Source organism: Sphingobium sp. CFD-1 (assembly GCF_024611115.1).
GTDB classification, from domain to species: domain Bacteria; phylum Pseudomonadota; class Alphaproteobacteria; order Sphingomonadales; family Sphingomonadaceae; genus Sphingobium; species Sphingobium baderi_A.
Genome location: NZ_CP084398.1, coordinates 262,231 through 276,254, shown reverse-complemented (window position 1 = coordinate 276,254; position 14,024 = coordinate 262,231). Strand labels below are relative to the sequence as shown.

General features: G+C 63.8%; 17 protein-coding genes. 7 read left to right on the top strand and 10 right to left on the bottom strand.

Features of this window, described 5'->3' with window-relative positions; genetic code table 11:
- Window positions 1-79 precede the first annotated feature (79 nt).
- From LDB26_RS01335 to LDB26_RS01325, 3 genes are all read left to right on the top strand, one after another.
- Window positions 80-817, top strand: coding sequence for a folate-binding protein YgfZ (locus LDB26_RS01335; RefSeq protein WP_257539931.1), 738 nt, complete (start codon window positions 80-82; stop codon window positions 815-817).
- Window positions 814-1,695, top strand: coding sequence for a glutaminyl-peptide cyclotransferase (locus tag LDB26_RS01330; RefSeq protein ID WP_373886153.1), 882 nt, complete (start codon window positions 814-816; stop codon window positions 1,693-1,695). Before LDB26_RS01335 ends, LDB26_RS01330 begins: the two co-directional genes overlap by 4 nt.
- Window positions 1,696-1,756: 61 nt before the next feature.
- Complete coding sequence (locus tag LDB26_RS01325; protein ID WP_257539928.1) at window positions 1,757-2,314, top strand: cytochrome b; 558 nt, start codon at window positions 1,757-1,759, stop codon at window positions 2,312-2,314.
- 7 nt (window positions 2,315-2,321) lie between these two features.
- On the opposite strand, the gene LDB26_RS01320 is transcribed toward LDB26_RS01325, so the two are convergent.
- The 10 genes from LDB26_RS01320 to coxB form a co-directional block, all read right to left on the bottom strand.
- On the bottom strand, window positions 2,322-3,191 hold the full coding sequence (locus LDB26_RS01320; protein ID WP_257539926.1) for a class I SAM-dependent methyltransferase: 870 nt from the start codon (window positions 3,189-3,191) through the stop codon (window positions 2,322-2,324).
- Window positions 3,192-3,210: 19 nt separating this feature from the next.
- Complete coding sequence (gene thrC / locus LDB26_RS01315; protein WP_257539924.1) at window positions 3,211-4,611, bottom strand: threonine synthase; 1,401 nt, start codon at window positions 4,609-4,611, stop codon at window positions 3,211-3,213.
- 44 nt (window positions 4,612-4,655) lie between these two features.
- Window positions 4,656-5,300, bottom strand: coding sequence for an SURF1 family cytochrome oxidase biogenesis protein (locus LDB26_RS01310; RefSeq protein ID WP_257539922.1), 645 nt, complete (start codon window positions 5,298-5,300; stop codon window positions 4,656-4,658).
- The gene (locus LDB26_RS01305; RefSeq protein ID WP_062068456.1) at window positions 5,297-5,695 is read right to left on the bottom strand and encodes a DUF983 domain-containing protein; all 399 of its coding nucleotides are present in this window, start codon (window positions 5,693-5,695) and stop codon (window positions 5,297-5,299) included. The genes LDB26_RS01310 and LDB26_RS01305 overlap by 4 nt, the downstream gene beginning before the upstream one ends.
- 89 nt (window positions 5,696-5,784) lie before the next feature.
- Window positions 5,785-6,615, bottom strand: a complete 831-nt coding sequence (locus LDB26_RS01300; protein WP_062063182.1) for a cytochrome c oxidase subunit 3 — start codon at window positions 6,613-6,615, stop codon at window positions 5,785-5,787.
- A 37-nt stretch (window positions 6,616-6,652) separates the two neighbouring features.
- Window positions 6,653-7,228 carry a cytochrome c oxidase assembly protein gene (locus tag LDB26_RS01295; RefSeq protein WP_062063180.1) on the bottom strand — a complete coding sequence of 192 codons (576 nt, stop codon included), beginning with the start codon at window positions 7,226-7,228 and terminating at the stop codon, window positions 6,653-6,655.
- Window positions 7,228-7,359 (bottom strand): hypothetical protein, encoded by a 132-nt coding sequence (locus LDB26_RS01290; RefSeq protein WP_257539920.1) that lies wholly within the window; start codon window positions 7,357-7,359, stop codon window positions 7,228-7,230. Before LDB26_RS01290 ends, LDB26_RS01295 begins: the two co-directional genes overlap by 1 nt.
- Window positions 7,356-8,276: a heme o synthase gene (locus LDB26_RS01285; protein WP_257539918.1), complete on the bottom strand. Its 921-nt coding sequence runs from the start codon at window positions 8,274-8,276 to the stop codon at window positions 7,356-7,358. The genes LDB26_RS01290 and LDB26_RS01285 overlap by 4 nt, the downstream gene beginning before the upstream one ends.
- 116 nt (window positions 8,277-8,392) lie before the next feature.
- On the bottom strand, window positions 8,393-10,060 hold the full coding sequence (gene ctaD / locus LDB26_RS01280; RefSeq protein ID WP_062063175.1) for a cytochrome c oxidase subunit I: 1,668 nt from the start codon (window positions 10,058-10,060) through the stop codon (window positions 8,393-8,395).
- Between the two features lie 18 nt (window positions 10,061-10,078).
- Window positions 10,079-11,074: a cytochrome c oxidase subunit II gene (gene coxB / locus LDB26_RS01275; RefSeq protein WP_062063173.1), complete on the bottom strand. Its 996-nt coding sequence runs from the start codon at window positions 11,072-11,074 to the stop codon at window positions 10,079-10,081.
- A 282-nt stretch (window positions 11,075-11,356) separates the two neighbouring features.
- Between coxB and pyrE the strand changes: the two genes are divergently transcribed.
- The 4 genes from pyrE to lepB are packed head-to-tail and all read left to right on the top strand — an operon-like array spanning window position 11,357 to window position 14,003.
- Complete coding sequence (pyrE, locus tag LDB26_RS01270; RefSeq protein ID WP_257539916.1) at window positions 11,357-11,938, top strand: orotate phosphoribosyltransferase; 582 nt, start codon at window positions 11,357-11,359, stop codon at window positions 11,936-11,938.
- A gap of 3 nt (window positions 11,939-11,941) precedes the next feature.
- On the top strand, window positions 11,942-12,679 hold the full coding sequence (locus tag LDB26_RS01265; RefSeq protein ID WP_062063169.1) for a pyridoxine 5'-phosphate synthase: 738 nt from the start codon (window positions 11,942-11,944) through the stop codon (window positions 12,677-12,679).
- Entirely contained in the window at window positions 12,676-13,110 is a 435-nt protein-coding gene (acpS, locus tag LDB26_RS01260) for a holo-ACP synthase (RefSeq protein WP_062063168.1), read from the top strand. The genes LDB26_RS01265 and acpS overlap by 4 nt, the downstream gene beginning before the upstream one ends.
- Window positions 13,107-14,003, top strand: a complete 897-nt coding sequence (lepB, locus tag LDB26_RS01255) for a signal peptidase I (RefSeq protein ID WP_257539914.1) — start codon at window positions 13,107-13,109, stop codon at window positions 14,001-14,003. Before acpS ends, lepB begins: the two co-directional genes overlap by 4 nt.
- Window positions 14,004-14,024 lie beyond the last annotated feature (21 nt).

Genomic DNA, 14,024 nt, shown 5'->3' with positions numbered 1-14,024 from the left:
CGCCAAGTTCAGGCGCTGGCTTCGACAAGCTCAGCCCGAACGGGTTGGTAATCGGGCGGAACTGTCCTACCTAAAGCCGATGACCGGCACCACCCTTCGCGACCGCGCGATCTTGAGAATTTCGGGCGAGGACGCCCGCTCCTTCCTTCAGGGGCTGCTGACCCGCGACGTTCTGGGCCTGAAAGAGGGCGAGCCGCGCTGGACCGGCCTGCTGACGCCGCAGGGGAAGGCGCTGTTCGACTTCATCCTGTGGGCGGACGGCGATGATGTGCTGATCGACTGCGAAGGAAGCCAGGCCGACGCGCTGGCGAAACGCCTCACCCTCTACCGCCTGCGCCGCAAGGTGACGATCGCGCGGGAGGAGGGCCTTGCCGTGCATTGGTCGCTCGATGCCGCCGACAGGCCGCTCGATCCGCGCCTGCCCGCGCTCGGCCATCGCTGGCTGGCCGCGCCGGAGGAAGGCGACGCCTCCCCCGCCTTCCGCGCCCATCGGCTGTCGCTGGGCGTGTTCGAGGGCGCGGCGGAACTGGGGCAGGACCAGACGCTCTGGCTGGAAACCAATGCGGAGGACCTGCGCGGCGTCGACTATGACAAGGGCTGCTATGTCGGGCAGGAAAACACCGCGCGGATGCATTACCGCAACAAGGTGAACCGCCGCCTCGTCGCCGTGCCGCTGGGGGAGGCCGACGAAAAGCGCCAGCGCGCCGCCCTGCCGGACCTGGGCCTTTCCATCGAACTGCGGCGGGTGGAGGATCTGGACCCCGCCGCGCTCCCCGACTGGCTTGCCGCCGCCATCGCTGAGCAGGCGGCCGAATGAGCGATGCCATATTCGCTGCCATCCGTTCGTTTCGAGCGCAGTCGATAAACGGATATGTCGCGCCAGCGTGGCTCGACATAGTTTATCCTGAGCACCTGCCGCAGGCGGACAGTCGAAGGGCTCGACACGAACGGAGCCTGTCATGGCTACTGGCTGCGATTCTTTTCCTGCTCGCGTCCCCCGCCCATGCCGATACGCCGTGGAAGCTGGTCAAAAGCTACCCCCATGACCCCACCGCTTTTACGGAGGGCCTCTTCTTCCACGATGGCGCGCTCTATGAGAGCACAGGCCTGGCCGGCCAGTCGGAAATCCGCAAGCTGCGCCTGAAGGACGGCAAGGTTCTCCAACGCCGCGTCATTGAGCGGCCCTATTTCGGCGAAGGCATCGTCAATTGGAAGGACCGGCTCATCAGCCTGACCTGGCAGCATGAACGCGGGTTCGTGTGGAAGCTCGACGATTTTTCGCCCGTTTCCAGCTTCGACTATAAAGGCGAAGGCTGGGGGCTGACGCAGGATGACCGCCACCTCATCATGAGCGACGGGAGCGCGCAGTTACGTTTCCTCGATCCCGATACGCTGGCGGAGGAGCGGCGCATCACCGTCACCTGGAACGGCCGTCCGGTCGAACGGCTCAACGAACTGGAATGGGTGAAGGGGGAGATCTGGGCGAACATCTGGTATGACACCCATATCGCCCGCATCGATCCGCGCACCGGCAGCGTCATCGACTGGATCGACATCGCGCCCTTGCGGAAGGCGGCGGGCGTGCGCGACAGCGAAGCGGTGGCGAACGGCATCGCCTATGACGCGGCGGGCGACCGGCTGTTCGTGACGGGCAAGAACTGGCCGAAACTGTTCGAGATCCGGGTGGAACGATAAGAGCGCGCAACGGGATGGGGCCGGGCGCGTTCTTCCCCCATCGGCACAGGGAGGATGACAGATGCGCGAAGACAGAAGCCGCTATTCCACGGTCTCGATCCTGCTCCACTGGACGATTTTCGTCCTGATCCTTGCCAATGCGACCTTTGGCGGGTGGATGGAGGATGCGACGACGCCTGCCGATGGACTGCGCTATTTCGCCCTTCATAAATCGGTCGGCATCACGATCCTGCTGCTCAGCCTCATCCGGCTCGGCTGGCGTTTCGCGCATCCCTGGCCGCCTTTTCCCGGTGGGATGGCCCAGTGGGAACGCATATTGGCGCGGGGCACGCATATCCTGTTCTATGTGCTGATGATCGGCGCGCCCTTGCTGGGCTGGGCCGCAGCCTCAGCCGGAGGCGCGCCGGAAGTGCCGCTCTATGGCGCGGTGCCTGCACCCAACCTGCCCATCGCGCAGGGCAAGGAACTGTCCGAAGCGCTGGGCGGCGTGCACAAATTGATGGTGAAGGCGATCTATGTCGTGCTGGCCCTGCATGTGCTGGGGGGGCTCAAGCATCATTTTCTGGACCGGGACGAGGTGCTGAGCCGGATGCTGCCGCTTTTCCGCCCGCGCCGCTGAGGCTGTATCAGCGGCTCCAGCGCGCCCAGATGGCCGTCGGCAGCAGCAGGCCGCGCGTTTCCTCCCGCACGGCCAGTTCGCCCGCTTCGACCGTGCCGGGCAGATCGGCAAAGGCCTGTTTCAGGAGTTCCCCGATCGCCAGCGCCGACATCCGCACGGCATAAACGGTCAGGAACAGAAAGCGGCTGTCGGCATCCAGCAACTGCCGGCAATGGGCGATCAGACCGGGCAGATCTTCCTCCAGCCGCCACACTTCGCCATCGGGCCCACGCCCATATTTGGGCGGGTCGAGCAATATGCCGTCATAGCGCCGCCCACGCCGCACCTCGCGCGCCACGAATTTGGCGGCATCGTCCACGATCCAGCGGACGGGACGGTCATCCAGCCCGGAAAGCGCTGCATTGGACCGCGCCTGCGCCACGGATTTCTTGGAAGCGTCGACATGCACCATCTTCGCACCCGCCGCCGCCATCGCCAGCGTGCCCACGCCAGTATAGCCGAACAGGTTCATGACATCGGCTTCGGCCTTGTCCGCCGTCCGCTCGCGCATCCAGTCCCACACCGGCGCCATGTCGGGAAAGAAGCCCAGGTGGCGAAAGGGCGTGCAACTGGACTGGAACGTCACCTCATTCCATGTGAGCGGCCACCCTTCGGCAGGCACCGGACGCTCATAATACCAGCGTCCGCCGCCTTCCTCGTCAGAGCCGGGAACGAACTCCCCATCGGCGCGCCAGTCGTCGGTCGCGGGCGCCCACATCGCCTGCGGTTCAGGACGGATGAAGCGAAAACGGCCATAGCGTTCGAGCTTGCGGCCATGGCCGGAATCGATCAGCCTATAATCGGCCCACGGCTCGCCAACGAGTGTGTGGAGTTCCAAGCCAGCCTCCGCGCTTATTCTATCCCCGGGGCGTCGCACGTTCCGCGACATAGGCGGTCACGGCCTCGAACGTGCCGGGCAGCTTGGCATAGCTTTCCTCGCGCGCGAACAGGTCGCCCACCCGCGCTGGCAAGGGCGGTCGCGTGCCCGTCGCCCGCTCCACCGCGTCGCGAAACTTGGCGGCATGGGCCGTCGCCAGCGTGACCACCGGAATCGACGGATCAAGCTCCATCGTTCGCGCCGCAGCCAGACCGACCGCGCTGTGCGGATCAATCACCTGCCCCGCCGCGTCCAGCGCCCAGCGCATCGCCATGGTCATGCTGTCGGCATCCACGCGCGCCGAGGTGAACAGCTTCGATGCGCCATCCCGCTGGGCGTTGGTGAGGCGCATTGCCCTGCTCGCTTCGAAACCGCGCATCTGATCGGCCAGCGCCTTGCCATCGCGCCCGCCCGCGTCGAACAGCAGCCGCTCGAAATTGGAGCTGACCTGAATGTCCATGCTGGGCGTCACGGTCGGCACCACCTGTCCCTGGCTGTAGTCGCCCTCCGACAGAGCGCGGTGCAGAATGTCGTTGACGTTGGTCGCAACCATCAGCTTCGCGACGGGCAACCCCATCTGCGCCGCTACATAGCCCGCGAACACGTCGCCGAAATTGCCGGTGGGGACGGAGAAGGCGACTTCCCGGTCCGGTGCGCCCAGACGGACGGCGGCGTAGAAATAATAAACCACCTGCGCCATCAGCCGCGCCCAGTTGATGCTGTTGACGGCGGACAGGTTGAAGCGGCGCGAGAAATCCGCGTCGTTGAACATCGCCTTCACCAGCGCCTGCGCGTCATCGAAGCTGCCTTCAATGGCGATATTATAGACATTGGGCGCGCGCACCGTCGTCATCTGCCGCCGCTGAACGTCCGATACGCGGCCATCGGGATGCAGCATGAAGATGTCGATCTTTTCCCGGCCAGCGACCGCATCGATCGCCGCCGACCCGGTGTCGCCCGAGGTCGCGCCGACGATGGTGAGATGATCGTCGCGGCGCGACAGGAAGCGCTCGAACAATTGACCGAGCAATTGCAGCGCCACATCCTTGAACGCCAGCGTGGGACCGTGGAACAGCTCCAGCAGCCAGTTGCGATGATCGAGCTGCACCAGCGGAGTCACGGCATCATGGCTGAACCGGCCATAGGCGGCTTCGCACAGTTCGCGCAGTTCCTCTTCGGAGAGCGATCCGGCCACGAAGGGGGCCATGACGCGCACCGCCGTTTCCACATAGGACAGGCCAGCGAGGGCGCGAATCTGGTCGGGCGAGAAGCTGGGCCAGCTTTCCGGGACATATAGTCCCCCATCGGACGCCAGCCCCGCCAGCGTCACATCTTCAAAACCCAGCGCAGGCGCGCTCCCTCTGGTGCTCACATATTGCATGATGGAGAAGCGCGGTAACGGCGCGCGGCCTTTGGAGCAAGCCTTTACGACGGATCGGCGGGCGGCCTGGCCCGACGCCGAAGCGCAAGAAGGTAGATCGCCACCGCCACCGCCGCGAAGAAGAACCATTGCACCGCATAGGCCAGATGGTTGTTGGGCACGTCCGCGACATTGGGCGGCGCAACCGGTTTCAGGCCTGCCGGTGCTGCGCGGGCGATCAGCATGGGACGAAGCGGCGATACGCGGCGGTCGAGTCGCGACAGGAGCGAGCGATGATCCGGCTCCTCGGAAATCCAGCCCGCGATCTGGCCCCCGTTCCATTGCGGCTTGACGTCGGGACGCTGGCCCACGCCCAGCGCCACTAGGACGCCCGGCCCTTCGGCTCCGGTCGCGCATTGGGCGATATGGCGGTAGCCGGTGGAACCGTCCGCCGCGCGCCCGGCTTCGGTTTGCCAGCCGACGACCCGCAGGCAGTGGACGGAAGATGGGCGAAAGAGGATTTCCGGCGGCACCGGCGGCAGGACAGGAAAGGCGACCGCGGCCCTGGCGGGATTGGCGGCCGCCAGCGCCAGCATCGCCTCCTTTTCATGCCGCCGCTCAAGTTGCCACATGCCAAGGGCGATCATCGCCAGCACGGCGAGGGCGACGATGATCGTTGGGACCAGCGGCAAGGGACGCCGATCGCTCATGCGTCGGACTTGTCCATGATGCGCCCCTCACGCGCCTTGTTGCGATATTCGAGGATCAGCAGCGCCCCCTTCGCAAGGCGCAGGCTTCCCATGACCGCCAGCACAATGAGCGGCGTCCACAGCAGGACATGCAGCCAGAGCGGTGGGTGAACCTTCAGCTCCAGCACCAGCGCAAGCGTGACAATGACCGCGCCCACGATCAGGGTGAGGAAGGCCGCCGGTCCGTCGCCGACGTTGAACTGTTCATAATCCAGCCCGCACTGCCGACAGGAAGACGCAAAACGGACCGGGCCGGCAAAGATGGTGGACGCAGAGCAGCGCGGACACGCTCCTTTGGCCGCCGCTTGCAGGAGCGGCATGGGCAGCGCGGAAGGGGGATCGTTCTGCGTCGTCATGAGCAACCGGCATAGCGCCCGGCGCGGCAAAAGAAAACGGCCGGGAAATGATCCCCGGCCGTTTATTTCGCTGGAAAGGATCGGAACCCTCAGCCGCCGTGAATCGGCGCGCCCCAGCCGCCCCACACATAGATGGCGACGAAGAGGAACAGCCAGACGACGTCTACGAAGTGCCAATACCATGCGGCCGCTTCGAAACCGAAATGCTGCCGGGGCGTGAAGTCGCCCTTATAGGAACGCACCAGATTGACGATCAGGAAGATCGTGCCGACCAGAACGTGGAAGCCGTGGAAGCCGGTCGCCATGTAGAAGGCCGAGCTATAGGGGCTGCCGCCGAACGGGAACGGCGCATGGGCATATTCATAGGCCTGGATCGACGAGAAGAGCAGGCCCAGGATCACGGTGCACCACAGACCCTTCTTGAGGCCCTCGCGGTCGCCGTGGATCAGCGCGTGGTGCGCCCAGGTGACGGTGGTGCCCGAGCAGAGCAGGATCAGCGTGTTGAGCAGCGGAAGCTCGAACGCGTTCATCACCTCAATACCCTTGGACGGGAACAGGCCATCGATCGGGGCAAGCTGGCTGGGGAAAAGCGAGAAGTCGAAAAAGGCCCAGAACCAGCCGACGAAGAACATCACTTCCGACGCGATGAACAGGATCATGCCGTAACGCAGGTGCAATTGCACAACCGGCGTGTGATCCCCCGCATGGGCTTCCCGAATCACGTCGCTCCACCAGCTGAACATGGTGAAGAGAACGCCCGCGACGCCGATGAGGAATACCCAGCCACCGCCCGCGGGCAGCGCATCGGGATGCATCCACATGATCGCCCCGAACGCCATGACCAGCGCCGACAGCGAGCCGAACATCGGCCAGATGCTGGGCGGGAGAATGTGATAATCGTGATTCTTGGCGCCTGCCATGACCTACTCTTCCCTGTTCGCGTTATTGCCTGTTGCCTTAGCTTGGCTTCTTGTCCTGCTCAACAGGATAGAAGGTGTAGCTCAGCGTTATTTCCTGCGTGTCCTTGTTGTCGGGGTCCGACAGGATTTTCGGATCGACATAATAAAGAACCGGCATCCGCACTTCTTCGCCGGGTTTCAGCGTCTGCTGCGTGAAGCAGAAGCATTGGATCTTCGTGAAATAGGCGCCCGCCTGGGTTGGCGTGACGTTGAAACTGGCCGTGCCCGTGACCGGCTTGTCCGACATGTTCTTGGCAATGAAGATCGCCATGTCGCGCGCGCCCACCGTCACGGTGTCGGTCGGATGCTCGGGATAGAATTTCCAGGGCATGCCGGGCTGCACGTTGGAATCGAAGCGGATGGACAGGGTATGACCGACAGCCGCTTTCACCTGGACGTCGGCGGATGCGCGCTGCGTCGTGCCGCCAAAGCCCGTCTGCTGACAGAAAATGCGGTATAGGGGAACCGATGCGAAGCCCAGCCCCAGCATCGCCAGCCCGACGATGGCCATCGTGATGAGCGTCCGCTGGTTACGGCGATCACGATCGAAGGGGGAGGGAGGAAGGCTTGCCATCAATTGCCTCCGCCGATCTTTACGATAGTGATCGCGTAAAAGAGCACCACCAGCGCAGCCAGCAGCACGCCGGTGACAAGGGCGCGGGATTTCTGCCGCGCGCGAATCTGACGGTCTTCCTCGGGCGTCATGCCATCAACCAGCGGTCGACCACGACCGCTCCGAACAGCAGGAACAGATAGAGGATGGAATATTTGAAAAGGCGGCGTTCCGGCCCCATCCGGCTCGGATCGCTTTCCCGGCGGCGGAACACCTGAAAGGCAAAAAACGCGAAGAGCGCCGTCCCCAGCAGCGCCGTGGTGCCGTAAACGGGGCCCGTCAGGCCAAGCAGCACCGGCGCCATGGCGGCCGCCGCCATGATCGCGGTATAGAACCAGATCTGGCGCCGGGTCGCGACCTCGCCCGACACCACGGGCAGCATCGGAATACCGGCGGCGGCATAGTCCGTCTTCACGAACAGGGCCAAGGCCCAGAAATGCGGGGGCGTCCAGAAGAAGATCAGCATGAAGAGCGCAACGGGCAAGGCCGAAATATCGCCCGTGACCGCCGCCCAGCCGATGACGGGCGGAAAAGCGCCGGCCGCCCCACCAATGACGATATTCTGCGCCGTGCGGGGCTTCAGCCAAATAGTGTAGATAAAGACATAGAACAGGATCGATACCGCCAGCACGCCTGCCGCAAGCCAGTTGGTCGCAATCCCCATCAGCAGGACCGAAAAGACGGACAGGCCGACACCGAAATGCAAAGCGGACTGCGGGTCCATGCGGCCTGCGGGAAGCGGGCGATTGGCCGTCCGCTTCATCAGGCCGTCAATATCCTTCTCATACCATTGGTTGAGCGTGGCGGCAGCCCCCGCCCCCAAGGCGATGCACAGGATCGCCGTGAAGGCGAGAACCGGATGAATATGCCCCGGCGCGGCCAACAGTCCGCACAGGCCCGTAAAGACAACGAGCGTCATCACTCTGGGCTTGGTCAACGCCACAAAGTCCCGCCAATGGGCTGGCAAGGTGGGCGAGATGGCCCCGGACATGATCGGCGAACTTGCCATAAACTCCTCATGCGTCAGCCCGGCGCCGATGCAGCGCCGGGACTGAACCCAAGGCCAGGGCTCCAAAGCCCTGCCCATCAGCGCCCCGCCAATTCGGAGCGCTACTTCATCAAGCGTCAGTCGACGACTGGCAGCGTTTCGAACTGGTGGTAGGGCGGCGGGCTGGACAGCGTCCATTCCAGCGTCGTCGCGCCTTCACCCCAAGGATTGTCCGCCGCCTTCTTGCCGGCAGCGAGCGACCAGATCAGGTTGATGAAGAAGATCACCATGCCCGCCGCCATGATTTCATAGCCGTGGCTGGCAACCTGGTTCCAGTAGGCGAAGGCTTCCGGATAATCGGGGTAGCGGCGCGGCATGCCCGACAATCCCAGGAAGTGCATCGGGAAGAACAGCATGTTCACGCCGATGAAGAACACCCAGAAGTGCAGATGGCCGAGGAACTCGTTGTACATCTTCCCCGACATCTTCGGGAACCAGTAATAGAAACCGGCGAACAAGCCGAACACCGCTCCCAGCGAAAGCACATAGTGGAAGTGCGCGACCACATAATAAGTGTCGTGCAGCACGTCGTCCACGCCGCCATTCGCCAGCACGACGCCGGTGACGCCGCCCACGGTGAACAGGAAGATGAAACCCAGCGCCCAGACCATCGGGGTCTTGAAGCTGATCGAACCGCCCCAGATCGTCGCGATCCACGAGAAGATCTTGATACCGGTGGGAACGGCGATGACCATCGTCGCGGCGGTGAAATACATCTTCACGTTGACCGACATGCCCGTGGTGAACATGTGGTGCGCCCAGACGACGAAGCCGACGACGCCGATCGCGACCATGGCATAGGCCATGCCGAGATAGCCGAAGACGGGCTTGCGGCTGAAGGTCGAGACGATCTGACTGATCATACCGAAACCCGGCAGGATCATGATGTAGACTTCAGGGTGGCCGAAGAACCAGAAGAGGTGCTGATACAGCTCGGGATCACCGCCACCAGCGGCGTCATAGAAGGTCGTGCCGAAATTGCGGTCCGTGAGCAGCATGGTGATCGCCGCGGCCAGAACCGGCAAAGCGAGCAGCAGCAGGAAGGCCGTGACCAGCACCGACCAGACGAACAGCGGCATCTTGTGCAGGGTCATGCCCGGCGCGCGCATGTTCAGGATGGTGGTGATGAAGTTGATCGCACCCAGGATCGAGCTGGCGCCCGCGATGTGGAGCGACAGGATCGCCATATCCACCGCCGGGCCCGCCGAACCGCTGGTCGACAGCGGCGCATAGACCGTCCAGCCCGTGCCCGCGCCGTTGCCGGTGCCGCCGGGGACGAAGGTCGACCCGAGCAGCAACGCGAAGGCGGGGATCAACAGCCAGAAGCTGATGTTGTTCATGCGCGGGAAGGCCATGTCCGGCGCGCCGATCATGATCGGCACGAACCAGTTGCCAAAGCCGCCGATCATCGCGGGCATCACCATGAAGAAAACCATGATGAGGCCGTGGGCGGTGATGAGCACGTTCCACAGGTGATAGGCCTGATCCAGCGTAGCCGAGGGACCGTCGCTATACTGCGCCCATGCATGAAGATACTGAATGCCCGGCTGCGCCAGTTCGGCGCGCATCAGACCGGAAATCGCGCCGCCGATGATGCCGGCGATGATGGCGAAGATCAGGTAGAGAGTGCCGATGTCCTTGTGGTTCGTGGACATGAACCAACGCTGGAAAAAGGCCGGTTTGTGATCGGCGTCGTGATGCTCGTGAGCATGATCGCCGTGATGGTCTGCGGTAATGGTGGTCATGGCGTATCTGCCCTTACATCAAATCTTGGCCGGAGCGGCGGCGGGCGCGGGGGCCTCCGCCGTCGCCGGGGCGCCTGCGGCCTTGAGCTTGCCGCCTTGCGATTGCACCCACTGGTCGAACTGCGCGGGAGGCAGCGCCTCGATCGCGATCGGCATGAAGCCGTGACGCGCGCCGCAAAGTTCCGAACACTGGCCGTAATAGACGCCCGGCTTCTCGATGGTGAAGCTCTTCTCATTGAGACGGCCCGGCACGGCGTCCATCTTCACCCAGAGCGAAGGAACCGCAAAGCTGTGGATCACGTCAGCGCCGGTGATGATGAGCTTGATCGGACGGCCCACGGGCAGGACCAGGCGATTGTCGGGCGCCAGCAGATAAGGCTCGCCATTTTCGGCCGCCTTTTCCTTGGTCAGCATGTTCGACACGAATTCGGGGATTTCGTTGTCGGGATATTCATAGCCCCAATACCACTGATAGCCGGTCACCTTGACGGTGATCGCATCCTTGGGCGCGGGCTTATACTGGTCGGCGAGCAAGCCGATCGACGGCACCGCGATCACCAGCAGGATCACGACCGGCACCACCGTCCAGACCACTTCGATCAGGGTATGGTGCGAGGTCTTGGACGGATTCGGGTTCGCGCTGCGGCGGAACCGGAACATCACATAAAGCATGAGGATCAGTACGAAGATCGAAATGATCGTGATGATCGGCAGAAGCATCTTGTCATGCAACCAGCGGGCGGAGTGTCCGGTGGACGTAAACTGCTCCTGAAGGGTGATTTCGCCCGGACGGGGCATGCCGATGCCTTCGGTCGGCTTCATGCGCGGCGGCGCCGCGACCTTGGCGGCGGGCGCCGCTTCGGCGGCATTGGCAACCGATTCGACCGGCGCGGCGGCATTTGCAGCGGCCGGCGCCGCGACGGCATTATCCTGCGCCAGCGCCGGACTGCCCATCGCCAAAGCTGGCGCAAAGGCCAGCATCCCGGCGAGAATGAGCGATTTCACCTTGTTCATAGCGTCTTCTTACCCCGTAACCCCTTCGCGCCCCTGCGGCAAAGACGCACGCGCACATGCTTCGTCCTCGCCCGGTCGGTCTGCGGCGGCTTATAGGCATGGTTTTTTTCAGCCTCAAGCATCCAGGAGCAGATTTTCTTCTCTGTTGCAACGCCTCCCTTGCCCGCCTATTCCGCTCCCGCGCATAGGGGCGCTGTTTCATGGGGCGCGACATGCCCTTTAATAAAGGAGTGTGACGGGCGGGCTTGCCCCGCATTCGCCACGCGAATGGATCTGTATCGAATGACCGACGAGGAAGTATTGGCGGAGTTTCGGGCGGCGGGAGCGCTGCTCGAAGGACATTTCATCCTGTCATCGGGACGCCGCAGCGGCAATTATCTGCAATGCGCGCGCGTGCTGATGAATGCGGAGCGGGCCGGACGGCTCGCCCGGGCGATAGTGCAGCAACTTCCGCGCGAATTGCGGCAGGAAATCGATCTGGTGGTTTCCCCGGCAATGGGAGGCCTTATCATCGGCCATGAGGTCGGCCGGGCGCTCGACAAGGACGCCATCTTCCTGGAACGGCCCGAAGGGACGTTCGAACTGCGGCGCGGCTTTGCCATTGCGCCGGGGCAGAAAGTGCTGATGGTGGAGGATGTGGTCACGACGGGCCTGTCTTCGCGCCAGGCGATCGAGGCCGTGGCGGCGGAAGGCGGCATCGTGATCGCGGAAGCGGCGCTGGTGGACCGTTCGGCGGGCGAGGTCGATCTGGGCGTGCCCTTCTATCCCCTCGTCAGTATCAATTTCCCCGTTTATGAAGCAAATGAGGTGCCGCCCGAACTGGCGGCCATCCCCGCCGAAAAGCCGGGCAGCCGGAAACAGTAGCCAATGACGTCCCCTCCCGCGCATCTTCGCCTTGGCGTCAACATCGACCATGTGGCGACCATCCGCAACGCGCGCGGAGGCGAGCATCCCGACCCGGTGAAAGCCGCCCTTCTGGCGGTCAAGGCCGGGGCGGACGGCATCACGGCGCATCTGCGCGAGGATCGCCGCCATATCCGGGATGAGGATATAGCGACGCTGATCGGCGCGCTCTCCGTGCCGCTGAATCTGGAAATGGCGGCGACGCGGGAAATGCTCGACATTGCGCTCAGGCATCGGCCGCACGCCGCCTGCATCGTGCCCGAAAAGCGCGAGGAACGGACGACCGAGGGCGGGCTGGATGCAGCGGGGCAGATCGAAGCCCTGCGCCCCATCGTTGACACGTTGGGCGAAGCGGGCGTGCGCGTCAGTCTGTTCATCGAACCCGACCCCGCCCAGATCGAAGCAGCCATCCGCCTCGGCGCGCCAGTGGTCGAATTCCATACCGGCCGCTACGCCCATCTGGCCGGCGCGGAACGGACGCAGGAATTGCGGCGCCTGTCGGACGCGGCGGCGCTCGCTGCGAAAAACGGCATAGAACCCCATGCGGGCCACGGCCTGACCTTCGACAATGTGGGGCCGATTGCCGCCATTCCTCAGGTCGCGGAACTCAATATCGGCCATTTCCTGATCGGCGAGGCGATCTTCGGAGGCCTGGAAAACGCCATTCGCGAAATGCGGCGGCAGATGGACCTCGTGCGTTGATCATCGGCCTCGGTTCCGACCTGTGCAATATCGAACGAATCGAAAATTCGCTCAACCGCTTCGGCGACCGTTTCGAACAGCGGGTCTTCACCGATGTTGAACGCGCCAAGGCCAATCGCCGCCCCTTCACCAAGGCCGGGACGCTCGCCAAGCGGTTCGCCGCCAAGGAAGCCTTTTCCAAGGCCGTGGGCACGGGCTTCAAGCGCGGCGTGTTCATGAAGGACATCGGCGTCGTCAACGCGCCCAGCGGAGCGCCGACGCTGGCGCTGACGGGCGGCGCGCTCGCCCGGCTTCAATCGCTGGTTCCGACAGGCTACAAGCCGGTCATTCACCTGACGCTCACGGACGATCATCCATGGGCGCAGGCGTTCGTCATCATCGAAATCCTGCCGCAGGACGTTGCGGCGCCAGAGGCCCGCCCCCACCCATGACGGCACCCGACATGACCGAAAACAGCCCGCCCCCCGCAGACCAGAACCCTGCGCCGCCGGAAGCCGACGCCCGCTCCGGCCCGGTCAACTGGTGGCATGAAGTGCGGAGCATCGCGCTGCTCATTCTGGCGGTGCTGGCCTTTCACAGCTTCGTCGCGAAGCCTTTTTACATTCCGTCGGAGTCGATGATGCCGGTATTGCTGAAAGGCGACCGGCTGGTGGTCAGCAAATTTCCCTATGGCTGGTCCTATGTCTCGCCCAGCTTCCACCCGCTGCCCTTTCTGAAAGGGCGTGTGTTCGGCCATATGCCCCAGCGCGGCGACATCGTGATCGTATCCCCGCAGAACCGGCGGGAGGACTATATCAAGCGCGTGATCGGCCTGCCCGGCGACATATTGGAAGTGCGCGGCGGGCAGATCATCCTGAACGACAGGCCAGTGCCCCAAAAGACACTGAAGCCCGTTCGCGTCCCCATCGACGGCAACGCGCCCTGCCCACCGCTGCAATTCCCCGGCGCGCGGCGGACAGGCCCAGACGGCAAGAGCTATTGCGAACTGCCCGTGAAGCAGGAAGTACTGCCAAACGGCAAAACCTATGTCACCATCGACATGGGGCCGAGCGCGCTGGACTGGTATGGTCCCGTCCGCATACCGCCGCACCATGTCTTCCTGATGGGCGACAATCGCGACAACAGCGCCGACAGCCGCGCACCGCTGGAGGAAAACGGTCTGGGCGGACCGGTGCCATGGGAAGCGATCGGCGGGCGGGCCGAGTTCATCACCTTCTCGCTGGACGGCGACGCCACCTGGAACCCCGTGAGCTGGCTCCATGCCCTGCGGAGCGGGCGCGCCGGGAACAGCCTGCGCCCCCGGAGCGTTACCGTGCCACAATAGACGATTTATCAGGGAGCCGGG